This is a genomic window from Haloleucobacter albus (assembly GCF_052492075.1).
In genome coordinates, this window is sequence record NZ_JBQWAS010000022.1 from 18,412 (window position 1) to 42,040 (window position 23,629).

A 23,629-nucleotide genomic window follows, 5' to 3' on the forward strand; every position below is an offset into this window, starting at 1 on the left:
TCGCCGAGGTTTTGGCGGGTGTTTCTGGCTGCCATGTCTGCTGGGTGGTTCGGCTGGTTATTCGGCCTGCGGTCTTTTCCGCTTCACCCCTCCAGCAGATGTTGCAGACGGGGAATGTCGCATTCAAACTGGTTGGTGCGTGTTTCTCGAATGAAATTCTGGCGTTTCAGTTCGGCCATGGTGCGGCTGGCCGTTTCCGTGGTGAGCCCCAGAAGCGCACCCAGATCCTCCCGGCTGAACAGAGTGCAGCGGGCGTGCTCTTCCGGCTCGCACAGCCACAGAAGCAGGCGCACCACCCGATCTCGCGCAGAGCCGGTGGAAAATTCGGTGATCCAGCGGTCGGCGCTGGAGAGGGCCTTGTGCCAGCGGGTCATCAGTTCCTGATACAGTACGCCATTGGTGCGCGAGAGATCCCGCACCACATCCACCGGCAGCCGGCACAGCTCTGTTTCATGCAGGGCAGTGGCGGTGTGGGGATATTCCGGCTGCACCAGGGCATCCAGCCCGAACAGGTCGGTCTTGCGTAGCAGACGCACGATGCGTTGCGTGCCATCAGGCAGATATTGCGTCAGCTTCACCAGCCCGCTGCGCACGGTGAAGAGCGTGCGGGCTTCATCCCCGGCGGCATAGATCTGCATCCCCGGCGTATAGACGAACTGGTCTATGGGCCGGTGCAGGGCGTCGAAATCGCTTTCCTTCAGGCCGGAGAAGAGAACGGCATTGCGGATCGTGCAGTTCTTGCAGTCCGCAACGCCGGTCCAGGCCTCTGTCAGGGGCACATGCTTCACGCGGGGTCCCCTTCAGCCTCAGGGGTGGCGGGGCCCATATGGTGCATCATCTGCGCCGGGGCACCGCGGGCGATGATGTGCCCATTCTCCATCACCACCACTTCATCCATCTGTTCCAGCCCGGCGTGGCGATGGGTGATGAGCAGCACGCTCTTTTCACCCGTATCGGCCAGAAGGGCATCCAGAACGCGGCGCTCCGTATCCGTATCGAGCCCTTCGGTCGGCTCATCCAGAATCAGCAGCGGGGCATCCTTCAGCAGAGTGCGGGCCAGCCCGAGGCGGCGGGCCTCACCACCGGAAACCTTGGCCCCATGCACGCCCACAAAGGTATCCAGCCCCTGGGGCTGGGCCTTGATGAAGGGCAGAATGCCGGCCTTCTCGCAGGCGGCCTCAAGGGCGGCGTCATCCGCCTGCGGAGCGGCAATGCGCAGATTGTCCCGGATGGTGGCGGAGAAGAGATGATCGTGCTGCGAGAGCACGGTCATCCGTTTGCGCAGGGCATCCGGGTCATAGGCATCCACGCTGTTGTCACCGAAGCGGATGTCGCCCTTGTCCGGCGCACGGAAGCGCAGCGCCAGAGACACGATGGACGACTTGCCCGAGCCGGAGGGCCCGATAATGCCGATGCGCTTGCCGGGAGACAGAGTCAGGTCCAGATCGCGCAGGGCCGGAGCCTTCGCACCCGGATAGGTGAGGCCGGCATGGGCGAAGACCAGATCTCCCTGGGTGGGAACCGGCTTCGGGTTGTTTGCGGCAGGCACGGGGGCCGGCCGGTCCACCATGCCGAAGATGCGCCGGGCCGAGGCCAGGGTGCCCGGCAGGGTTTGGAAGGCCAGAGGCAGCGGGGCCACGGCCTCAAACAGGGCCAGGCTCAGCAGGGCCAGCATGGGCAGGTTGGGCCCGGCCATGGTGCCGGCCAGCACATGGGGCGCGCCCATCACCAGCACCAGCAGCAGCGAAAGCTGCGCTGCCAGCCCCACACCGGCGGTGGAAAAGGCGGAAAGGCCGGCAAGTCGCGCATCTTCGCGGATCAGCGTATCGCTGGTTTCATCCACCAGCGCGCGATGGAGGCCCGCCGGATCATAGATATCCAGTTCCGCACGGGCCTGGATATGGTCCACCAGATGGGCGTTCAGCTCGGCTGAACGGGCCGTGACCTGCCGGGCCGCCGGCGCGCCGAGGCGATAGATGAGAAGCGGCAGTCCGGCCCCGGCGGCAAAGGTGGTGATGAGCAGCATGAGGGCGATGGCCCCGTCATGCCCGGCCACGAACAAAAGGCCGACAATCAGCACCAGAAGCCCCGCTACACCCGGAGAGATGATGCGCAGGAAGGCGAATTCCAGCCGGTCAATATCCCCTTTCAGGCGGGTGAGAAGGTCTCCGCTGCGCTGGTCCTCAATGGCGGCGGGGGCCAGCGGGGTGAGGCGCTCGAAGAACCAGGGCCGCAGGCTGGCGACGAATTTCAGCGTCGCTTCATGGCCCACAATGCGTTCCACATAACGCCCGCCGGTGCGGGCCATGGCGAAGCCGCGAATAAGGGCTGCGGGCGTGAAATAATTGATGGTCACGCCCGTGAGGCCCGCCAGCCCCATGGCGGTGATGAACCAGCCGGATGTGGCCATGAGCGCAATATGGGAGAGAGTGGCGAGGGCCGAGACAACAATGGCCAGCACCATCCACCACCCATGGGGGCGCATCAGGCGCAGAAGGCGCATCAGGTCTTTCATTGTGCGACCTCCCATTCCGGTGCCGCGCCGGTATGCACAAGGCGGGCATAGAGCCCGTTGGCGGCCATCAGGCTGTCATGGTCGCCGTTTTCGGCGATCAGCCCTTCATTCAGAACCACAATCTGCCCGGCATGGGTAATGCTGGCCAGACGATGGGCGGCTACAAGCCCGGTGCGGCCCGGCAGAAGTTGAGACAATGCGGCGTGAACCCGCGCTTCGCTCTCATGGTCGAGATGGGCGGTGGGTTCGTCGAGAACGATCATCGGCGCATCGCGGTAGAAGGCGCGGGCCACGGCGAGACGGTGACCTTCGCCACCGGAAAGCCCGGCGCCGGCTTCACCCAGCGCGCCATCCAGCCCGCCGGGCACGCGCGCCACCACATCGGCCAGCCCTGCCTTCGCCACGGCATCTTCCAGCCGGGCGCGGTCGGGCCTTTCTTCGCCAGGGGCGAGATTGGTGGCCAGCGTACCCACAATCAGGCGCGGGCGCTGTGACACATAGCCCATATGAGCGCGCCATGCCTTGATGTCCAGCTCGCTCATGGGCACGCCATTCACCAGAACCCGCCCGGATGTGGGCTTCACGAAGCCCAGAACCAGATTGAGGATGGAAGATTTGCCCGCGCCGGAAGGGCCCACCAGCGCCACGGTCATGCCCGCCGGAACGGTGAGGTTGATGCCGTTCAGCGCGGTGCGGCCATCGGGGAATGTGAGGTGCACATCCTCGAAGCGAATCTCGATCCTGTCCGGTGAGGGCAGGGGGGTGTCGCCGCCTGCTTCGGCATAATGGGGGGCATCCTCCAGCACCACCATGCGCTCGGCCGCGCCAATCGCTTCCATGCGGGCGTGATAGGCCGTGCCCATGGCGCGCAGCGGCGCGTAGAATTCCGGGGCCAGCAGCAGAATGAACAGGCCGTCAAAATAGGTCATCTCCCCCCACATCAGCCGGAAGCCGATGAAGACAGCCACCATGGCGATGGAGACGGTGGCGAAGAATTCCAGCACCAGCGAGGAAAGAAAGGCCACGCGCAGCACGCGCATGGTGTCTCGCCGGTAGCCATCAGCCGCGCGGGCGACGTCCTTCGCCATGCGGTTGGCGGCGTTGAAGGCCTTCAGCGTGGCCAGCCCCTGCACCGCATCCAGAAGATGGCCGGACATGCGGGCCATGCGTCGCCACTGCTTCTGGTTCAGCGCTTCGGCCCCCTTGCCGATGATAATCATGAACAGGGGAATGAGCGGGGCGGTGACAAGGAAGGTGAGGCCGGAAATCCAGTCAAGCGGGAACACCACGATGAGAATGGCGACCGGCAGCACCACAGCCAGAACCGAGGCGGGAATATATTTGGAATAATAGGGCTCTACCGCCCGCACACCATCGGAAAGCGCGGCGACGGTTTCGCCGGTGCGGGTTTCGGCCAGGCCCACGGGGCCGATTTTTTCCACCTGGTCCAGAAGCTGGGCGCGCATGGCGCGCATCACCCGCGTGGCGGCGGAAAAGCCGAAACGGTCTGTTGCCCACACTGAGCCGAAGCGCAGTGCAATCGCGCCGACAAGGCCGGAGAGTTCCAGCGTGAAGGCGGAAAGCGGCTGCTGGTTGAACACCACCCCGTTGAGGATGCGCGCCACCAGCAGCGCCTGGACGATGATGAGAAGCCCGGTGACCATGGAAAAGGTCATGGTCATGCGCAGGTCGCGTTGCGCCGACTTGCGAAACCGGGACAGGAAGGCCGACAAACGCTTGCGATCAGGCCTTGGATCAGGCTCACGGTCGGTTGTGATGGTCTTGCCTCCCCGGGGTCAGAACGGGATCAGGGGGCAGGGCTGCTCCCGTCTTCCGCGTCGAATTCATTCTGGAATTCAAACCACATGACATTGATGATGCCCAGGGAAAGGGCTGCCGCCACACCCAGGACCCATGCGAAATACCACATGTTTCCGTCTCCTTCACTGTGGTCAAGAGCCCGATGCGATAAGCTGTGCGTCATTCGGGCGCGGTGCTGGCCGCCGCACCATGCGGCAGGCCATGTGACGCCCCGCGGGCAAAAGGCGCGCGGGGCCGGGTTTGTACAGGTCAGGCCGGGCTCAGTAAGCCTGATGCTTGCGGCTCTCGATGTCTTCTACCGTCACCTTTCCCCACATCTTGTAGTAGCACCACAGGGTGTAGAGCAGCACGATGGGAAGGAAGATCACCACCGCACCCAGCATCACCTTCAGCGTCAGAGCGCTGGAGGCGGCATCCCAGATGGTGAGGCTGGAATTCAGGCTGGTGGTGGAGGGCATGATGAAGGGGAACATGGAGAGCCCCGCCGTGCCGATGATGCCCACCAGCGTCAGTGCGCTGAACACATAGGCCAGCCCCGGCAGGCGCGCCCGCGTCAGCAGCCACACCACAAGCGGAGCGCCAAGGCCGATGGCCGGCACCAGCATGGAGATGGGCATGGTGCGGTAGATCTCCAGCCATGCGCCCGGCTCGCGCACCACTTCCTTGGCCAGCGGATTGGGCAGCGCGGTCAGCGGTGGCTGGGAGACGATGCGGTAGCCATCAATGCCCATCCACACCCACACGCCGGCCAGCGCGAACAGAAGGGTGAGCAGCGGGGCGAACCAGCTTGTCACCGTGCGGGCGCGGGCGGCAATCTGGCCTTCCGTGCGCAACTGAATCCAGGTCGCACCATGGATCACCAGCATGATGACGCTGATGATGCCGGCCAGCAGCGCGAACGGGTTCAGCAGCCCGATGAGCGCCCAGAAGAAGTTGGCCCCGTAATGCGGCTTCAGGAAGCTGTCGAGATGGAAGGGCACGCCTTGCAGGATGTTGCCGAAGGCCACGCCGAAAATCAGCGCCGGCACAAGGCCACCTGCAAACAGGCCCCAGTCCCACGCATTGCGCCAGCGCGGGTCTTCGATCTTGGAGCGGTAATCGAAGCCCACCGGCCGCAGGAACAGCGCCATCAGCACCACCAGCATGGCCAGATAGAAGCCGGAGAAGGCCGCCGCATACACAGCCGGCCATGCGGCGAAAATGGCGCCGCCGGCGGTGATGAGCCACACCTGGTTGCCATCCCAGTGCGGGCCCACCGTATTGATGATGACCCGCCGCTCGGTGTCATTCTTGCCGAGGAAGGGCAGCAGCGTGCCCACCCCCATATCCATGCCATCGGCGATGGCGAAGCCGATGAGGAGCGTGCCAACCAGCACCCACCACACCAGTCTCAAGGTTTCGTAATCGAGCATGGCTCGGTCCTTTCAGGTGTTCGGGTTCATTCGGCGGGCTGAGAGGCAAGCTGCGCCTGCTTCTCGTGGTGGTAGCGGCCCGTATGCAGAGAGCTGGGCCCCAGACGGGCGAAGCGGAACATGAGGAAGATCTCGATCACCAGCAGAACGGAATAGAAGATGAGATAGCCCGCCATGGAGGTGATGATGGCCTCGCTGGTGAGCGCGGATGTCGCCAGGAAGGTCGGCAGCACTTCACCGATAGCCCAGGGTTGACGGCCGAACTCGGCCACGAACCAGCCCATTTCCGCCGCGATCCAGGGCAGGGGGATGGACCACACCAGAATGCGCAGCAGCCAGCGCTGACGGTCCAGCGTGCCCTTGGCCAGGAAGTAGAAGGAGGCCAGGAAGTAGCCCAGCATCAGGAAGCCAAGGCCGACCATGATGCGGAAGCTCCAGAACAGATAGGGCACCTGCGGAATGGAGTCCTTCGCGGCCAGCACCACCTGTTCGGGCGTGGCGTTGACAGGGTTCTCCACATAGCGCTTCAGCAGCAGGCCATAGCCAAGATCCTTCTTGTGCGCCTCGAAGGTGGCGCGGGTCTCGGGGGAGGCGTCGCCACTGCGAATAGCCTCCAGTGCGCCATAAGCCGTCATGCCGGAGCGAATGCGCACTTCATGTTGCTGAATGAGGTCTTCAAGGCCCGTCACCTGCTTGTCGAGCGAACGAGTGGCGATCAGACCCATGGCCCACGGAATGCGGATGGCATAATCCGTCTCCATATCGTCCTGGTCGGGCATGCCGAACAGGGTGAAGGCGGCGGGGGCGTGCTCGGTCTTCCACTCGGCCTCAATGGCGGCGAGCTTCACCTTCTGCACATCACCCAGTTCATAGCCGCTTTCATCGCCCAGCACGATGACGGCCAGCGCCGCCGCCACGCCAAAGCCGGCAGCCACCGCGAAGGACCGCTTGGCGAAGGCCAGATCCCGCCCCTTCAGGATGTACCAGGAGGAAATGCCGATGACGAACATGGAGGCAGTGACATAACCGGCCGCGGTGGTGTGAATGAATTTCACCTGCGCTACAGGGTTGAACACCACGGCGAAGAAGTCCGTCATCTCCATGCGCATGGTTTCGGCTGAGAATTCAGCACCCACCGGGTTCTGCATCCAGGCATTGGCGACCAGAATCCACAGTGCGGAAAGATTGGTGCCCAAAGCCGTGAGGAAGACAACACCCAGATAGGCTTGCTTGCTCATCCTGTCTCGCCCCAGCAAAAGCAGGCCGACAAAGGTGGATTCAAGGAAGAAGGCCATCAGGCCCTCAATGGCCAGCGGGGCGCCAAACACATCGCCCACATAGTGCGAGTAATAGGCCCAGTTGGTGCCGAACTGGAACTCCATCGTCAGGCCGGTCGTGACGCCCAGCGCAAAGTTGATGGCGAACAGCTTGGTCCAGAACCGCGACATGTCGCGGTAAATCTCCTTGCCGGTCATCACATAGACCGACTCCATGATGAAGAGGATCCAGATCAGGCCAAGTGTCAGTGGCACGAAGATGAAGTGGTACATCGCGACGGCAGCAAACTGCCATCGTGAAAGCTCGACGAAGGTTTCATCGATCATCAAATCTCTCCTTCGATGCCTCGGGGCATCGTGCGTCGGCGCGCGGGCGCGGAAAACCGTCCAGACACACGCAACTCGGTTTGCCTCATGCGCCGCAGATGACGCGGCTTCATTGAAAAGTCGCAATTGGCCGGGAAGGCTGTGGGGCCGGGCGCGCCAACTCTGGCGCAAGGCATAACGCCGGAAGCCCTGCCTATGCTTGGTGACTTTCAGACGCATGTGACAGAATGCGCCACAAATGCTTGGCCTCAGGCTGGATTTACTGCGTCATCCGGGCGCAGTTGCAAGCAGTGGGCTGTACCTGCTTTTGCCTGTGTCAATATGTCTGGTGCGACACTTTGGAAGACATGCAAAAGAGCCGGCACACAACAGTTTGAAGCATCGTTTCGCCCGCCGCCACATGCATAAATCTGGCGGAAGGGAACGATGTGGAGGTGTTTTGATACCGTGATGGGGGTGGCTAAGATGAATGGTCCCGCATGAGCCATGCGGGACCACATGTCGCGGGCAGGTTGGGCTGAGAACTTGCCCTCACGCCCGACTTTTTTAGAATCAGGCCCGCTGCGCGGGGCTATCGGCAGCCTTTGCGGGCTTCCCAATAGCGCACCTGTTCCACATAGCGCTGTTCTTCGCGGGTCAGCTTGCCATAGGGCGGAAAACAGCAGGGGCCAAAGGTGGCGATGGCGTCTGCTGTCTTGAAGCAGTATCCGCGCTGGGCATAGATGGCGTTGCGCTGATACCACAAGGCCCGGCAGGAGAGCTGGCTCAGTTCCTGTGCTTCGGCCGGTTGTGAAAGAGGGCCGGAAAGGGCGAGCAGCCCGCCGGCCAGAGCCACTGCCGCCAGAAGGCCGCGTGGCAATCTTCTCCTGATCAAATGCGAATCGCAGATGCGCATGGTGCATTCCCCCTGTGTCCGCAGACAGATAGGGCCGGAAAGCGCGCGGGGCAGCTCGTGCACTCCAGACCGCAAGGAGAGTTTAATCGCATACGGCCCTCCGGTCATGGCCTGTTTGGCCGGTTCTTTGGTGCGCGTCGTCTGAATTTCGGGCATTTGCCACTTCCAAGGTTTCATCTCTCTGAGGCGGGCACTAAGTCGTGCAGGAACGAATACCAGTGGAACCTCCAGAGGGCCCTCCAGGGGAATGTGCCGCATGAGCCAGAAGACCGCCCGCCCGATTGATCCAAACTCTGACGTGGCCATTGCCGCACGGGTGACGCCCCGGCCCATTGAGGAGGTGGCGGCGCGGCTCTCCATTCCGGCGCAGGCGCTCTATCGGCATGGGCCCTGCAAGGCCAAGCTGGCACTGGAATATGTGAATGCCCTGGCCGGAGCGGCGGACCGCGAGGCGGGCAAGCTGGTTCTGGTCACAGCCATCAGCCCCACGCCGGCGGGCGAGGGCAAGACCACCACCACCATCGGCCTGGGCGATGCGCTGTCGCGGCTGGGCGCGCGCACGGCCATATGCCTGCGTGAGCCTTCCCTCGGCCCGGTGTTCGGTGCAAAGGGCGGGGCGACCGGCGGAGGACATGCGCAGATCATTCCCATGCAGGATATCAACCTGCATTTCACCGGCGATATTCACGCCATCTCCACCGCCCATAACCTGCTCTCGGCGCTGATCGACAATCACATTAACTGGGGCAACAGGCTGGATCTGGATGCGCGGCGCATTGCCTGGCGGCGGGTGATGGATCTGAATGATCGCGCTCTGCGGTCCATCACGGTGGGGCTGGGCGGGCCAGCCAATGGTTTCCCGCGGGAGGACGGGTTCGATATCACGGTGGCCAGCGAGGTCATGGCCATTTTTTGCCTGGCGGAAAATCTGGCTAATCTGGAAGCCCGCCTGTCGCGCATGGTGGTGGGCCTTACCCGCGGCAAGCGCATGGTGCAGGCGCAGGAACTGGAAGCTATCGGCGCGATGGTGGCGCTGCTGCGCGATGCCTTCCAGCCCAATATCGTGCAGACTCTGGAAGGTACGCCGGCTCTGGTGCATGGCGGGCCTTTCGCTAATATCGCCCATGGCTGCAACAGCGTGGTGGCGACGAAAAGCGCTCTCGCCATGGCTGATTATGTGGTGACCGAGGCCGGTTTCGGCGCGGATCTGGGCGCCGAGAAGTTTCTGGATATCAAATGCAGGCAGGCCGGGCTTGCGCCCTCCGCCGCCGTGGTGGTGGCCACTATCCGCGCGCTGAAGATGCACGGCGGGGTGGGCCTGAAGGAACTGGTGGAGGAAGATGTGGCGGCGGTTGTCGCCGGCACGCAGAATCTCAAGCGCCATGTGGAGAATATGGGCAAGTTCGGCCTGCCGGTGGTGGTGGCGCTGAACCGTTTCCTCTCCGATACTGATGATGAGATCGAAGCCGTGCGTGCCGAGATGGCGTCTCTTGGCGTGGATGTGGAATTGTGCACCCATTGGGCCGATGGTGGCGCAGGGGCGGAAGGGCTCGCCCACAAGGTGATGGCGCTGACGCAAAAGCCCTCGGCCTTCCACACCCTCTATGCCGATGAACTGCCCCTGACGCAGAAGATCGAAACCATTGCCCGCGAGATATATCATGCCGGGCAGGTGGATTTTTCCGCCACCGCACTGACAAAGCTGCGCGATTATGAGGCCGAAGGTTTCGGCCATTTGCCGGTCTGCATCGCCAAGACGCAATATTCCTTCTCGGCTGATCCAAAGGTGCGCAACGCGCCCAGCGGCCATGTGCTGCCGGTGCGCGATGTACGGCTTTCCGCCGGTGCAGGCTTCGTGGTGGCGTTGACGGGAAACATCATGACCATGCCGGGCCTGCCTTCCGTGCCCGCCGCGCACAATATTTTCGTGACGGAGGACGGTTTTATCGGCGGGCTGAGCTGAAGGCCCTCCAGCCTTGGTGGAGGGCCTTCAGGTGCGGTCTTTCATTCGCGTGAGAGGCCGCGCTCTTCCAGCGCCTTCAGATAGGCCGCGAATTTCTTATCCTGCTCCAGACCATAGCTGTGCAGCGTGTCCCAGGGGTAGATGCCGGTATTGTGGCCATCATCAAAAACAATGCGCAGGGCGTAATTGCCCACCGGCTCTACGGCGGAAATGCGCACATGGCGCTTGCCGGGCACAATCTTCTTCTCGTGCGGGGCGTGACCCTGCACCTCGGCTGAGGGGCTTTCCACCCGTAGATATTCGGCCGGCAATTCAAACCGTGCGCCATTTTCAAAGCTGATGATGAGTGCGTCGCGGCCTTCCGGCAAACGCACCTCGGTGGGCCACAGATCGGTTGAGGTCTGCTCCGGCATATCTGGCTCCTGTGCGACAGGCGGGCTGGCCTGTTCATGGCTTATAGTCTTAAAGTATAAAGCACAGGGCTTGAAGATCGCGCAGGGCCGCTGGGGCATCAAGCGCGGCGCCGGTACGGAAGGCGAATCTGGGGAAACGCCAGAGGCAAGAGGTGAGCAAGGTGGTGAGGAACATTGTGCCCACTCTGGAAGCTGCGGCTGGCCGCGTGGCGGATCTGGCCGACCGGCCCGGCGCAATGGCTGCCCGTGCGGCAGGCCCGCTGGTGGATGGCTTCATGCGCCATGTCACTTATTTGCGCGTCTCCCTGACGGATCGCTGCGATTTTCGTTGTAGCTATTGCATGTCCGAGCACATGACCTTCCTGCCCCGGCAGGAGTTGCTGACCCTTGAGGAGCTGGACAGGCTATGCAGCGCCTTTGTGCTGCGCGGGGTGCGCAAGCTGCGGCTGACGGGCGGAGAACCGCTGGTGCGCCGCAATGTCATGAGCCTGTTTCGCAATCTCTCCCGGCATCTCGACAGCGGCAAGCTGGAAGAACTGACGCTGACCACCAATGGCTCACGTCTGGCCCTGTTCGCCGATGAGCTGGCCGATTGCGGCGTGCGCCGGGTGAATGTCTCGCTCGATACGCTGGACGCCGACAAGTTCCGTGCGCTCACCCGCAGGGGTGATCTGGAAAAGGTGCTGGAAGGCATCGCGGCGGCGCGTGCGGCAGGCATCCAGGTCAAGATCAACGCCGTCGCCCTGAAGGGGATCAATGAGGATGAGCTGGGCTCCCTCATGGAATGGGCCCATGGCGAAGGGCATGATCTGTGCCTGATTGAGGTGATGCCGCTGGGCGATGTGGAAGAGGAGCGGCTGGATCAGTATTTGCCGCTGTCCCAGGTGCGCGACAGGCTGGCGCAGCGTTACACGCTAAGCCCCAGCAGCCATGTTACGGGTGGGCCGGCGCGCTATATGGATGTGGCCGAAACCGGCGGACGGCTGGGTTTCATCACACCGCTCACCCATAATTTCTGCGAAAGCTGCAACCGTGTGCGCGTCACCTGCACCGGCACGCTCTATCTGTGCCTCGGGCAGGAGGATGCGGTGGACCTGCGCGCGCCGTTGCGGGCCAGCGCGGATGATACCTTGCTGCATCAGGCGCTGGATGAGGGCATGCGCATCAAGCCAAAAGGGCACGATTTCGTCATCAACCGACTGGGGCAGGCCCCGGCGGTGAAGCGGCATATGAGCACCACGGGCGGCTGAGGGATGGCAAGGCAGGGGCCATGCGGGTGGCAAGCATCTGTTCACCATGCCCGCAGGTCCACATTCCCGATTTCGCCATATTGTTTCGCCGCAAAGCCTGATGGCTGCGTGCATTGTGGCGGCATGGTGGCCGGGCTATGCACGCCATGCATTCTTCGCTGACGAGCTCTCCATTTTCCGCGTTCCAGCTTTCTGAAAAGATGGGCTATGAGCAGCGCCGATGCAGCCATCGCGGCTGCCGGCAATATGTGTCTGGGCCAAGGCTCCGGCCGTGCTGCCGGGTCCAATCCCGCGACGCGACATCGAACATCCCTGATCTGTGATGAATGCCCGCTTCTGCGGCGTATTCCTTTTTCACGAGGCTGACGTGACGAGTTCTGCGCGCGGGAGCGCGTTTGCATCCGTTTTGCTGCCTGCAACGGCGCTGCGGCGCCTGTGGGCATGCGGGGCTGAAGGCGCTGCTATGGCTCTTATCCATGAGGCTGGTGTCCGTGTGGCCGGGTTCCGGCAGACATGCGGGGAGGTGTGAGATGATTCCTGTTCTCAACCGCATGTTGGCTTCAATCATGGCGGTGCGTGGCATTGCCGCCATGGTGCTGGCCATGGGCCTGTTCATCACCAATGACACACTGCTGAAGCTGACCGTGCAGGAATTGCCGATTGGCGAGGCGATGGCCATGCGCTCGTTCCTGTCCGCCTTGTTGATTCTGGCGGTGATTGTGCATGCGGGTCATGCCCGTGTGCTGTTCCATGCTTTCCGTCCGCGGGTGTTCTCGCGCTCCATGCTCGATTCCCTCACCAGCGTGAGCTATGTGGCCGCCCTTGCGGTGATGCCCATTGCCGCCACCACAACCATTTATCTGGCGGCTCCTCTCATCACCACGGCGCTGGCGGTGCCGCTTCTGGGCGAGAAGGTGAGTTGGAAGGGCTGGTGCGCCGTTCTGGTGGGGTTCGCCGGGGCGGTGGTGGTGATGCGGCCAGACCCGGCCAGCTTCTCCATCATGGCCCTTCTGCCGCTGTTGGCTGCGGCGCTGGGCTCCATGCGGGATATCACCACCCGTGGCATCGGTATGGAAATTCCCGGCACGGTGGTGACGTTCTCGGCAGCGATTACGCTTACCCTTACGGGCATTGGCATGGGGGCGTGGGAAGAGTGGCAAATGCCTTCGGCCTCGACTCTGGCTTATATTGTGGGGGCGGCTTTTACCTTTGCCAGCGGCACGCTGGCGCTGGTCTATGCTTTCCGCAACGCGCCTGTGGTGGCGGTTTCGCCGTTGCGTTACCTGCTGGTGTTCGGTGCCCTGGTCTCGGGCTTTTTCGTGTTTGGTGAAACGCTGGATCAGTGGACCGCCGTGGGTATGACGCTTGTGGTGAGTTCCGGCCTCTATGCCATTCAGAGTGAACGTCTGCGCAGCCGGGAAGAACGGCGACAAGGTGCGGATGCCCTGGTGGAAGGTGGTGCAGCTGGTGGCGCACTTGGTGGCGCACTTGGTGGCGCACCTGGCGTAACGCTTGGCCATACGCTGACGCAGGCCGCAGTGGCTCAGCCTCCGAAGGACTGATTTTCTTCACTGGCCGGATCTTCTCCGGCTGGCCATTTCGACGGGCGCCGGGCTATGGGTGAACCATGAGGCCGTGGCGCCCGTTCTGTCTTCAGGAGCGCGTTGCGGCTGATGCGGGCTGGAAAGGTTTCACCCCGGCGCTAAAAGGTCTATGCAGCGCAGCATAATCCTGAGCCGGTTGCTCTGCCCGGTTGCCCCGGAGACCCACATGTTCCCTCCTGAAAACAGTGCGCCTTTTGATGATATCCGCCAGCTTGTCGCCACCATGCCCGGCCCCAGCGAGGGGGCGGCAGAGGCCGTGCGGGCGCGACAGGAAAAGCTGGTGAAGCCGCTGGGCGCGCTGGGCCGGCTGGAAACCATAGCCGAGCATCTGGCCGCATGGCAGGGCAATTCCATGCCCACCATCAACCGGCCCATGGTGGCGGTGTTCGCCGGAACCCATGGCGTTGCCGCACGTGGTGTTTCGCCCTATCCGGGCGAGGTGACGCACCAGATGATGGCCACCTTCACCGCTGGCAAGGCCGCCGTAAACCAGATCTGCGCCACCTTCGATGCCGGTTTGCGGGTGTTTGATCTGGCGCTGGATCATCCCACGCCGGATATCACCCAGGAGCCGGCCATGGATGAAAAGGCTTGCGCCGCCACCATGGCCTTCGGCATGGAGGCCATTGCCGGTGGATCGGATCTTTTGTGCCTGGGTGAAATGGGCATTGGCAATACCACCATCGCCGCAGCCATCTGCCATGGACTTTATGGTGGCAAGGCTGAAGACTGGGTGGGGCCGGGTACGGGTTCCACCGGGCCATCGCTGGAGCGCAAGATTGCCGCCGTGCGCGATGCCGTGGCGCTGAATGCCGGCCATCTGGATGATCCGCTGGAGGTGCTGCGCCGGGTGGGTGGGCGCGAACTGGCCGCCATTGCCGGGGCGATTCTGGCTGCGCGCCATGAGAAGGTGCCGGTGGTGCTGGACGGCTATGTGGTGACAGCCGCAGCCGCCGTGCTGCACGCAATGGATTCATCCGCTCTCGACCATTGTCTGGCCGGGCATGTCTCGTCCGAGCCAGCTCATCGCGGCCTGTTGCAGCGGCTGGGGCTGGAGCCGATTCTGGATCTTGGCATGCGTCTGGGTGAAGGTTCTGGTGCGGCGGTGGCCATTGGTGTCATCAAGGCGGCTCTGGCCTGCCATCGCGGCATGGCGACCTTTGCCGAGGCGGGCGTTTCGGAAGAAGGCTGAAAAAGCAGCTACGCAGGGCGGGGGAGCCTCCTTCGCCCTGTTTTGCCGTCAGGCGATGGCTCTGGAGGCCATCATCTGTTTTTCAGAACGGGTGCTGAAAGCTGGAGCCAGCGGCATCACCCGGCTGGCGGGCAGGCGCACGCGCGCCCGTGTGCCGCCGCCCATGCGGCGTAGCAGCGCAAAATCTCCACCATGAAGCTGGGCCAGACCTCGCACAATGGCCAGCCCCAGCCCGGCCCCGCGACCGGTGGTGACATCCAGCCGGCTGTCGCGGTGGTGGGCGGTTTCCAGCGGTAATTCTCCGGTGCTGATGCCCGGCCCGGTATCGGCCACTGCCAGGTGCGGCACGCCATCCGGCCCAATGCCGGCTTCCAGCCGCACTTCACCTCCACTTGGGGTGAATTTCACCGCATTGGCCAGAAGGTTGAGCGCAATCTGTCGCAGGGCGCGCTCATCCCCCCAGATCTGCACCGCTTCCAGCGCCGGCGCGAGGTGAAGCTGGCGACGGCTGGCTTCGGGCTGCATCATGGTCAGGCAATCCTGCCCCAGATGATCCAGCCGCACCGGCGTTTCCAGCAAAATGCGATGGCCGCTTTCGATGCGCGCCAGATCCAGCAGATCGTCTGCCAGTGACAACAAATGACGGCCGGAGGCGTGAATATCCCGCGCATAACCCGCATAGGCCGGCATGCTGTGGGGGCCGAGCACTTCTTGCGCCATCATCTCGGAAAAGCCCATCACCGTGTTGAGCGGGGTGCGCAACTCATGGCTCATCTCCGCCAGAAAACGGGATTTGCTCTGGCTTTCAGCCGTGGCCTGCAAATGTGCGGCCTGTGCGGCGCGGGCCTGTTCTTCCACCTGCTGAAGTGCGCGGGCCAATTGCCGGTTGCGCACCACCAACCCGGCAAGCGTCAGCAGCAGAGCGGTGAACCCGCCTATGGTCGCTGCCGGAAAGAGCGCCATGCCGAACCCTTCCACCAACAGCAGAATGAGCGCAGATGGCGCCAGAACCAGCGGCAACAGGCGGATCAGCCCGGAGGGCGCTGTGCGGGGGGGCTGATCCGGGGCAGGGTTTGAGGGGGCAGGGTTCAGGATGGAGTCCGCCCCCTGTCTGCCACCGCCATGCGGATGGGCAGAGCCGGAGGGGGATGCCACGGCTGTGGGCATCCCGTCTGGGCGGGCGGAAGAGACCATGCGGTCGCATCCTTTGGCGGCGTTCTTCATTTACCTTCCACATGGCCACCGGAAGCGGGAAGGCACAGGCCATGCCAGAGGGCAGGCGCGAATGTGACTCCTCCCGCACCGCAGTTAATGGAAGGTTAACGGGGTAGCGGAAAGTATAGGGTGCATCCCTTTGGCCACACTCCGGCCGGTCATGTCGCTCAGTCCATGGAGCCGGCCCTTGCGCCTGCTCCATGGGGTTCTGTTCCCTGCGCTCATTCCGCCGCAAGCCTGTCAGGCCGGCCGGATCTTGATGACTCTGAGATTGTTGGTGTTCCCGGATGCCCCGAAGGGAATGCCGGAAACTGCCACCACATGATCCCCAACCGTTGCCAGTCCGGTTGTCACAACGGCGGAGCGGGCGGCTGCGATTGCCTGGTCATAACTGCCGGCATCGGGTGAAGGCAGGCTGATGGCCCCCCAGAGCAGGCAGAGTTTGCGGGCGACAAGCTTTGAATGCGTCATGGCGAGGATCGGTACGGGCGGGCGTTTGCGCGCGATACGCGAGGCCGTGGCCCCGCTTGCCGTATAGGCCACGATGGCCGCCGCCCCGATGGAGCAGGCCACATCGGCCGCCGCATTGGCGACAGCATGAGGGGGCGTTTCAACGCTGTCGGGCTCGGTGGCCGCCAGAATGAGGCGATAATGGCTGTGATGCTCGGTTTTTTCGATGATCCTGTCCATCATCTGCACGGCTTCGACGGGATATTGGCCGGCGGCCGATTCCGCCGAAAGCATCACGGCGTCGGCTCCATCATAGATGGCACCGGCAACGTCCGAGGCTTCCGCTCGCGTGGGAGAGGGCGAGCTTATCATCGAATCCAGCATCTGGGTGGCGACAATCACGGGTTTGACAGCCAAACGACAGGCACGGATGATCTCCTTCTGCCGGCCGGGCACATCTTCGGGCGGGATTTCCACGCCCAGATCGCCACGGGCAACCATCACCGCATCCGAGAGGCGGATGATGTCGTGGATATGTTGCAGCGCGGAGGGCTTTTCGATCTTGGCCACAAGCCCGGCATGATCCCCGATCAGGGCACGCGCCTCCAGCATGTCTGCGGGCTTCTGCACGAAGGAGAGGGCGATCCAGTCCACGCCCAGTTCCAGACCGAAGGCAAGATCCTCCCTGTCCTTGGCTGTCAGGGGGGAGATGTTGAGGACAGCGCCGGGCACATTGACGCCCTTGCGGTTGGAGATGACGCCTGCGGTCATCACTTCTGCCTCGATCTCACGGCTGGTGACGGCGCGCACGGTGACGCGCACGCGTCCATCATCAATCAGCAGGTCATCACCGGGAGAGACAGCCGCGAATATTTCCGGGTGGGGCAGGGGAATCCGGTCTTTTCCGGCCCCTGCCTGTCCGGGCTCATCGGGCTGCACGAAGCGGATACGCTCGCCTGTTTCCAGATGAAGGGAGCCTTCTGCAAGAAGGCCAATGCGGATTTTTGGCCCTTGCAGATCCTGCAAAATGCCGATGGGGGCATTCATCTCCTGCTCAAGCGCACGGATGTGACGCACAATTTCGGCGTGGCCCTCATGGGTGCCGTGGCTGAAATTGAGGCGGAATGTATCAACGCCGGCGAGAAACAGCGCTTTCAACATATCCGGCGCGGCGGAGGCGGGGCCGACCGTGGCGACGATCTTCGCCCTGCGATTGCGGTGGATGACCATGGCGTTCTTTCCCAGATGGCCGGGTCGGCACAGATGTTCCGAATATTGGAAGGGGAAAATCCTCTTCTCTGCGTGGCGTTCCGGTGCGGGCACCGGCTGTTCATCCGGCCGGATGTTTGTTTCTCAGGCCGGAAGCCGAGCTTCAACCAGATGGGGAAGCGCGGAAAAATGGTCGAATGCGGCCTGGTGGGGCAGCGCTTCCAGTGGCGACTTGCGGTAGCCTTGGGTGAACAGCAAAAGAGGAATGCCGGCAGCGTGTGCCGCGGCGGCGTCAATTTCACTGTCACCGACGAAAAATACCGGCCCGTCGCCAAGCAGGGATCTGGCGTGGAAAACAGGTTCTGGCGAAGGTTTGCGCTGCGCCAGCGTATCCCCGCCCACCACGCCATCAAACAGCGGCGCAAGCCCGGTTGCGGACAGTATGGCCCGCGCCGGCCGCTCCGGCTTGTTGGTGCAGATGACCATGCGCGCCTGATGGCTTCTCAGGGTTTTCAGCGCATCCATTACACCGGGATAGGGGCTGGTTTCATCCAGCATGACCGCCTCATAATGCCGGATGAAGGACCGGTGCCAGTGTTCCAGCGCATGTTCGTCTGCATTGACGGCGGCGATGACGCGGCGGATCAGCGTTTGTGTGCCCTCGCCGATGAAGCTGCGGACCTGCGGTAATTCCAGCCCTTGATATCCGGCATCCGCCAGCACCATGTTCACGGCCGTGCGAATGTCGCTGGCGCTGTCCACCAGTGTGCCATCAAGATCAAAGATGAGATTCATGCCAGTGCCTCCAGCCGTGATGTCAGGCCGTCCAGTCCGCCAAGCTCGGAGAAGCAGTCTACACAGAGGCTTGCTTCGCCAATGGGTTCCTGGAGCGTATAGAAGCCGCGTGACAGGATGACAGCCAGACCGGCCTCCCGTGCCGACCTGACCCCGTTGGCGGAATCCTCGAAGGCGATGGCCTCATGCGGGGCCAGCCCCAGCAGGTCGAGCGCCAGCATGTAGACATCCGGCGCGGGTTTCTTGGCAGCCACCATGTCGCCGGCTGCAATGACATCAAAGACCTGCGAGGCCGGCAGATTGAAGGCTGCGTGGCAGAGCGCCTCGACATTTTCCGGGCTGGTTGTCGTGGCGGCGGCGAGGCGCAGTCCCGCCGCGCGCGCATCCTGCATCAATGTCCCGATGCCCGGCCGCAGCGTGATGCCCTCATCAATCAGGCGGGTGAACAGGCGGGTTTTCTCCGCATGAAGAGCTGCAACGGGAACCGCGCCTGCGCCTGTCTCATTGGCATGACGAAAGATGCGTTCCTTGCCGCCGGTGGTGGTGAGAAGCGAGCGATAGGTTTCCCTGTCCCAGTGCCAGTTCAGGTCAAAGGCCGGAAAGGCGGCGTTGAAGGCGGCGCGATGCAGCTCTTCGGTTTCAGCCACCGTGCCATCAATATCGAAGATCAGCGCCTTCATGTCATGCACCTCACTCTTTCAAAGGAGGTGCGAATGGCGCGAATATTGTCTCCATATACGGAGGGGTTGGTGATGGAGCCGCCGCGAAACACCGCCGAACCCGCCACCAGAACATCGGCCCCGGCCTCGACGACAAGAGGGGCGGTTTCCGGGGTGACGCCGCCATCGACCTGAATATGCACGGGCCGGTCGCCAATGAAATCCCGCAGATGTCGCACTTTTTCCACCTGCGCATGGATGAATGATTGCCCGCCAAAGCCGGGATTAACCGTCATGATGCAGACGAGATCCACCATATCGAGCAGATACACCACATCATCCAGGCTGGTGCCGGGATTGATGGCGAGCCCGGCCTTGCAGCCTGCGCCGCGAATGGCCTGAAGCGTGCGGTGAATATGCGGGCCGGCTTCCAGATGGGCGGTGATGATATCGGCGCCGGCGCGTGCGAAATCCTCGATATAGGCATCTACCGGGGCGATCATCAGATGGACATCCATCACCCCGGAGATATGCGGGCGGATGGCGGCGCAGGTCGCGGGGCCAAAGGTGATGTTGGGCACATAGTGGCCATCCATCACATCGACATGAATCCAATCCGCACCCTGGGCTTCCACGGCGGCGCACTCTGCGCCCAGCGCGGCAAAATCCGCAGCGAGGATGGAGGGCGCGATCAGGATCTTGCGCTCATTCATGCCGGTTCTCCAATCTTCAGCCCGCCCGAAAAGACGCGGCTTGTTGCAATGTCTTCAGCCTCAATGGTGGACAGCATGTCTGCGTTCACCGGCCCCTTGTGGTTGAACAGGCGGCTGGCCTGCCGCAGGCGTGCACGATCCAGCGCATTGCGGATGGAGCGCGCATTGGCGAAATGGGGCTGGTCACGTCGTGCCTCGATATACTGGCCCATCACCTCTTCTGCCTGGGATGAGAGGTGGTACCCCTGCGTGGACAGCATGGTGCCGGCGATGCGCTGGAGCTCATCATTGGTGTAATCGGGAAAGTCGATGTGGTGCGCAATACGTGAGCGGAAGCCGGGGTTGGACTGGAAGAAACGGTCCATCCGGTCGGCATATCCCGCGAGGATCACGACCAGATCATCGCGCATGTTTTCCATGACCTGTAGCAGAATCTCGATGGCTTCCTGCCCGTAATCGCGCTCATTGTCGGGGCGGTAGAGATAGTAGGCTTCATCAATGAACAGCACGCCGCCCATGGCTTTCTTCAGTACTTCTTTCGTCTTGGGTGCAGTGTGGCCAATATATTGTCCAACCAGGTCATCCCGCGTGACGCTGACAAGATGGCCCTTGCGCACATAGCCCAGCCGGTGCAGCAGACCCGCCATTTTCAGCGCGACAGTGGTTTTGCCTGTTCCCGGATTGCCGGTGAAAGACATGTGCAGGGTTGGTGTGTCCTGTGTCAGGCCCAGCTGACGCCGGGTCCGGTCAACCAGCAGGAAGGCGGCCGTGTCGCGAATACGCGCCTTTACAGGCGCAAGCCCGATCAATTCCCGGTCAAGCTCGTCAAGCACCTCGCGCACACCGGCATTTTCAAATTCGGCGTGCAGGTCAACGGTGGTGGAGATGTCCCCGTCCATGTGCTCATTCCTTCCCTGCGGCAAGGCGCGGTTGCTCCCCGGAGGCGGTGAGGCCTCCGGGGAAGGTTTGTCAGCGCTGGAGTTCGTGGGTGTAGTGCATGGACCGACCCTGAACTTCCGTCCGGATTGTACGGATGTCGGGTTCGACCTCCGGGCGGTTCACGATGAAGCTCATCGTCACGGTCTCGAACCCGCGAATGGAATCGAAGGCGTTGAAGCGGATATAGGCTTGCGGATGCGCCTTGCGGCACTCTTCCAGCTCCATCATCACGCCCTTGGCGTCCTTCAGGTCGAACATGGGGTTGCCCCACATTTCCCAATAGGTGTTGCGAGGGTGCGGGTCATAGGTCCACTCGACGCCCACGGCCCAGTCGCGGCCGAGGCAATATTCAACCTGGGCCCGGATCTGCTCGTCGGTCAGATCCGGGAGGAAGGAGAAGCAACCTTGAGTTATGCGCATGTCGGTCATCCTCAGCTGACGGCGGCCGTCGGCACGAAGTCCGACGTGTCGGTGGAAGTGTAGTTGAAGGTGATGTTGCCCCAGGTATCGAGGGCGGCTTCCAGCGGCTTGCACCACTTTGCCGCGGCCCGCAGAATTTCGGGCCCTTCAGCCTTGATGTCGCGGCCTTCATTGCGGGCCAGAACCATGGCTTCCAGGGCCACGCGGTTTGCCGTGGCGCCGGCCTGGATGCCCATGGGGTGGCCGATGGTGCCGCCGCCGAACTGAAGCACCACGTCATCGCCGAACAGGTCCAGAAGCTGGTGCATCTGCCCGGCATGAATGCCGCCAGAGGCCACGGGCATCACTTTCTTCAGGTCTGCCCAATCCTGTTCGAAGAAGATGCCGCGCGGCAGGTCCACTTCGTTGTGCAGTTCACGGCAGACATTGTAGTAGCCCTGCACGGTCAGCGGGTCGCCCTCAAGCTTGCCCACTGCGGTGCCGGCATGGAGGTGATCGACACCGGCAAGGCGCAGCCACTTGGCGATAACGCGGAAGCTGACGCCATGGTTCTTCTGGCGCGTATAGGTGCCATGGCCGGCGCGGTGCATGTGCAGAAGCATGTCATTGGCGCGGCACCATTCACTGATGGACTGGATCGCGGTCCAGCCGACGATCAGATCCACCATCACGATGACCGAGCCCAGCTCCTTGGCGAATTCTGCGCGCCGGTACATTTCCTCCATCGTGCCGGCGGTGATGTTGAGATAGTGCCCCTTCACCTCGCCGCTTTCGGCGCTGGCCTTGTTCACGGCTTCCATGCAGTAGAGGAAGCGGTCACGCCAGTGCATGAAGGGCTGAGAGTTGATGTTCTCATCGTCCTTCATGAAGTCGAGGCCGCCCTTGAGGCCCTCATACACCACACGCCCATAGTTCTTGCCGGAAAGGCCGAGCTTGGGTTTGGTGGTGGCGCCCAGAAGCGGCCGGCCGAACTTGTCCAGGCGCTCACGTTCCACCACAATACCCGTGGGCGGGCCCTTGAAGGTCTTCACATAGGCCACCGGCATCCGCATGTCTTCCAGACGCGCGGCCTTCAGCGGCTTGAAGCTGAACACATTGCCGATGATGGAGGCGGTGAGGTTCGCGATCGAGCCTTCTTCAAACAAAATGAGGTCATAGGCGACATAGCAGAAATATTCGCCGGGGCGGCCGGGCACCGGGTCCACCCGATAAGCCTTGGCGCGGTACTGGTCACAGGCGGTCAGGCGATCAGTCCACACCACCGTCCAGGTGGCTGTGGAGCTTTCACCCGCCACAGCCGCCGCAGCTTCGATGGGGTCCACCCCATCTTGCGGCGTGATGCGGAACAGGGCGAGCAGGTCCGTATCCTTGGGCACATAATCGCCGTTCCAGTAGCCCATTTCGGCGTATTTCAGCACGCCGGCCTGGTAACGTTCCTTGCCCTTGATTTCCTTGGTCGCAGTCATGGTACTGGCTCCTTTCAGGCGGCCTTTGCGTTGGATGAAGTGGGCCCAAGGGCACCGGATGCGTAGCGCTTCGCCATCTCGTCGAGCGGGATGGGCTTGATTTTCGAGGCGTTTCCGGCCGTGCCAAAGGCTTCGAAGCGTTCGCGGCAGAGCTGCGCCATGGCATCCATCGCGGGCTTGAGGAATTTGCGCGGATCGAATTCGCGCGGGTTGTCCGTCGCCATGCGGCGGAATTCGGCGGTCATGGCCATGCGGCAGTCGGTGTCGATATTCACCTTGCGCACGCCATGGCGAATGCCGCGGACGATTTCCTCGACAGGCACGCCGAAGGTCTGGGGCATTTCGCCACCATGGGCGTTGATGATGTCCTGCAATTCCTGCGGCACGCTGGAAGAGCCGTGCATCACCAGATGCGTGTTCGGGAGCCGGCGGTGGATTTCCTCGATCACCGACATGGCCAGAATTTCGCCATCGGGCTTGCGCGAGAATTTGTAGGCGCCATGGGAGGTGCCGCAGGCAATGGCGAGAGCATCCACACCCGTGCGGGCCACGAAATCCTCAGCCTGGGCGGGGTCGGTCAGAAGCTGCGAGAGTTCCAGCTTGCCTTCCGCGCCGTGGCCGTCTTCGGCCTCGCCTTCGCCGGTTTCCAGCGAGCCGAGTACGCCCAGCTCACCTTCCACGGAAGCGCCAACCCAATGGGCCGCCCGCACCACGCGCTCGGAAATGGCGACATTGTATTCATAAGAGGCCGGGGTCTTCATGTCGGCCTCAAGGGAGCCGTCCATCATGACAGACGTGAACCCGGCCTGGATTGCAGTGAGACAGGTGGCCTCACTGTTCCCATGGTCCTGATGCAGGCAGATGGGAATATCGGGATAGGTCTCGGCCATCGCCTCGACCATGCGCCGCAGCATCAGGTCTCCGGCATAGGCGCGCGCGCCCCTGCTGGCTTGCAGAATGACCGGCGCATCGCAGGCGCTGGCCGCTTTCATGATGGCCAGGCCCTGTTCCATATTGTTGATGTTGAAGGCAGGGACGCCATAACCATACTCTGCCGCATGGTCGAGCAGCTGCCGCAAGGTGATAAGTGCCAT

Annotated in this window: 21 protein-coding genes; 4 read left to right on the plus strand and 17 right to left on the minus strand. The window is 62.6% G+C overall.

Features of this window, described 5'->3' with window-relative positions; all coding sequences use genetic code 11:
• Window positions 1–83 precede the first annotated feature (83 nt).
• The 7 genes from ACT6QH_RS05560 to ACT6QH_RS05590 form a co-directional block, all read right to left on the minus strand.
• On the minus strand, window positions 84–788 hold the full coding sequence (locus ACT6QH_RS05560; RefSeq protein WP_444973819.1) for a Crp/Fnr family transcriptional regulator: 705 nt from the start codon (window positions 786–788) through the stop codon (window positions 84–86).
• Window positions 785–2,515, minus strand: coding sequence for a thiol reductant ABC exporter subunit CydC (cydC, locus tag ACT6QH_RS05565; RefSeq protein ID WP_444973820.1), 1,731 nt, complete (start codon window positions 2,513–2,515; stop codon window positions 785–787). The genes ACT6QH_RS05560 and cydC overlap by 4 nt, the downstream gene beginning before the upstream one ends.
• Window positions 2,512–4,248 carry a thiol reductant ABC exporter subunit CydD gene (gene cydD, locus ACT6QH_RS05570; RefSeq protein ID WP_444973821.1) on the minus strand — a complete coding sequence of 579 codons (1,737 nt, stop codon included), beginning with the start codon at window positions 4,246–4,248 and terminating at the stop codon, window positions 2,512–2,514. The genes cydC and cydD overlap by 4 nt, the downstream gene beginning before the upstream one ends.
• A gap of 74 nt (window positions 4,249–4,322) precedes the next feature.
• On the minus strand, window positions 4,323–4,445 hold the full coding sequence (gene cydX / locus ACT6QH_RS05575; RefSeq protein WP_444973822.1) for a cytochrome bd-I oxidase subunit CydX: 123 nt from the start codon (window positions 4,443–4,445) through the stop codon (window positions 4,323–4,325).
• Between the two features lie 151 nt (window positions 4,446–4,596).
• Window positions 4,597–5,748 (minus strand): cytochrome d ubiquinol oxidase subunit II, encoded by a 1,152-nt coding sequence (gene cydB / locus ACT6QH_RS05580; RefSeq protein WP_444973823.1) that lies wholly within the window; start codon window positions 5,746–5,748, stop codon window positions 4,597–4,599.
• Window positions 5,749–5,774: 26 nt separating this feature from the next.
• Window positions 5,775–7,352, minus strand: a complete 1,578-nt coding sequence (locus tag ACT6QH_RS05585) for a cytochrome ubiquinol oxidase subunit I (RefSeq protein ID WP_444973824.1) — start codon at window positions 7,350–7,352, stop codon at window positions 5,775–5,777.
• 571 nt (window positions 7,353–7,923) lie between these two features.
• The gene (locus ACT6QH_RS05590; protein ID WP_444973825.1) at window positions 7,924–8,211 is read right to left on the minus strand and encodes a YARHG domain-containing protein; all 288 of its coding nucleotides are present in this window, start codon (window positions 8,209–8,211) and stop codon (window positions 7,924–7,926) included.
• 292 nt (window positions 8,212–8,503) lie between these two features.
• Between ACT6QH_RS05590 and ACT6QH_RS05595 the strand changes: the two genes are divergently transcribed.
• Window positions 8,504–10,210 carry a formate--tetrahydrofolate ligase gene (locus tag ACT6QH_RS05595; protein WP_444973826.1) on the plus strand — a complete coding sequence of 569 codons (1,707 nt, stop codon included), beginning with the start codon at window positions 8,504–8,506 and terminating at the stop codon, window positions 10,208–10,210.
• Between the two features lie 41 nt (window positions 10,211–10,251).
• Here ACT6QH_RS05595 and ACT6QH_RS05600 read toward each other — a convergent pair whose 3' ends face one another.
• Complete coding sequence (locus tag ACT6QH_RS05600) at window positions 10,252–10,623, minus strand: gamma-butyrobetaine hydroxylase family protein (protein ID WP_444973827.1); 372 nt, start codon at window positions 10,621–10,623, stop codon at window positions 10,252–10,254.
• 236 nt (window positions 10,624–10,859) lie between these two features.
• Here ACT6QH_RS05600 and moaA point away from each other — a divergent pair, with 236 nt between their 5' ends.
• The 3 genes from moaA (at window position 10,860) to cobT (ending at window position 14,669) form a co-directional block, all read left to right on the plus strand.
• A complete protein-coding gene (gene moaA / locus ACT6QH_RS05605) occupies window positions 10,860–11,873 on the plus strand; it encodes a GTP 3',8-cyclase MoaA (RefSeq protein ID WP_444974015.1) in 1,014 nt (337 codons plus the stop codon).
• Between the two features lie 530 nt (window positions 11,874–12,403).
• Window positions 12,404–13,435: a DMT family transporter gene (locus tag ACT6QH_RS05610; RefSeq protein ID WP_444973828.1), complete on the plus strand. Its 1,032-nt coding sequence runs from the start codon at window positions 12,404–12,406 to the stop codon at window positions 13,433–13,435.
• A 208-nt stretch (window positions 13,436–13,643) separates the two neighbouring features.
• A complete protein-coding gene (gene cobT / locus ACT6QH_RS05615; protein WP_444973829.1) occupies window positions 13,644–14,669 on the plus strand; it encodes a nicotinate-nucleotide--dimethylbenzimidazole phosphoribosyltransferase in 1,026 nt (341 codons plus the stop codon).
• A 48-nt stretch (window positions 14,670–14,717) separates the two neighbouring features.
• On the opposite strand, the gene ACT6QH_RS05620 is transcribed toward cobT, so the two are convergent.
• The 9 genes from ACT6QH_RS05620 to fba all read right to left on the minus strand — a co-directional run bounded on the left by ACT6QH_RS05620 (window position 14,718) and on the right by fba (window position 23,629).
• Complete coding sequence (locus ACT6QH_RS05620) at window positions 14,718–15,863, minus strand: sensor histidine kinase (protein ID WP_444973830.1); 1,146 nt, start codon at window positions 15,861–15,863, stop codon at window positions 14,718–14,720.
• A gap of 261 nt (window positions 15,864–16,124) precedes the next feature.
• A complete protein-coding gene (pyk, locus tag ACT6QH_RS05625; RefSeq protein WP_444973831.1) occupies window positions 16,125–17,564 on the minus strand; it encodes a pyruvate kinase in 1,440 nt (479 codons plus the stop codon).
• A gap of 123 nt (window positions 17,565–17,687) precedes the next feature.
• Window positions 17,688–18,338, minus strand: a complete 651-nt coding sequence (gene gph / locus ACT6QH_RS05630) for a phosphoglycolate phosphatase (protein WP_444973832.1) — start codon at window positions 18,336–18,338, stop codon at window positions 17,688–17,690.
• Window positions 18,335–19,018: an HAD-IA family hydrolase gene (locus ACT6QH_RS05635; RefSeq protein WP_444973833.1), complete on the minus strand. Its 684-nt coding sequence runs from the start codon at window positions 19,016–19,018 to the stop codon at window positions 18,335–18,337. Before ACT6QH_RS05635 ends, gph begins: the two co-directional genes overlap by 4 nt.
• Window positions 19,015–19,710, minus strand: coding sequence for a ribulose-phosphate 3-epimerase (gene rpe / locus ACT6QH_RS05640; protein WP_444973834.1), 696 nt, complete (start codon window positions 19,708–19,710; stop codon window positions 19,015–19,017). Before rpe ends, ACT6QH_RS05635 begins: the two co-directional genes overlap by 4 nt.
• Entirely contained in the window at window positions 19,707–20,609 is a 903-nt protein-coding gene (gene cbbX / locus ACT6QH_RS05645) for a CbbX protein (protein ID WP_444973835.1), read from the minus strand. Before cbbX ends, rpe begins: the two co-directional genes overlap by 4 nt.
• A gap of 70 nt (window positions 20,610–20,679) precedes the next feature.
• Window positions 20,680–21,069 carry a ribulose bisphosphate carboxylase small subunit gene (locus ACT6QH_RS05650; RefSeq protein WP_444973836.1) on the minus strand — a complete coding sequence of 130 codons (390 nt, stop codon included), beginning with the start codon at window positions 21,067–21,069 and terminating at the stop codon, window positions 20,680–20,682.
• An 11-nt stretch (window positions 21,070–21,080) separates the two neighbouring features.
• Window positions 21,081–22,535, minus strand: coding sequence for a form I ribulose bisphosphate carboxylase large subunit (locus ACT6QH_RS05655; RefSeq protein WP_444973837.1), 1,455 nt, complete (start codon window positions 22,533–22,535; stop codon window positions 21,081–21,083).
• A 14-nt stretch (window positions 22,536–22,549) separates the two neighbouring features.
• Window positions 22,550–23,629, minus strand: coding sequence for a class II fructose-bisphosphate aldolase (gene fba / locus ACT6QH_RS05660; RefSeq protein ID WP_444973838.1), 1,080 nt, complete (start codon window positions 23,627–23,629; stop codon window positions 22,550–22,552).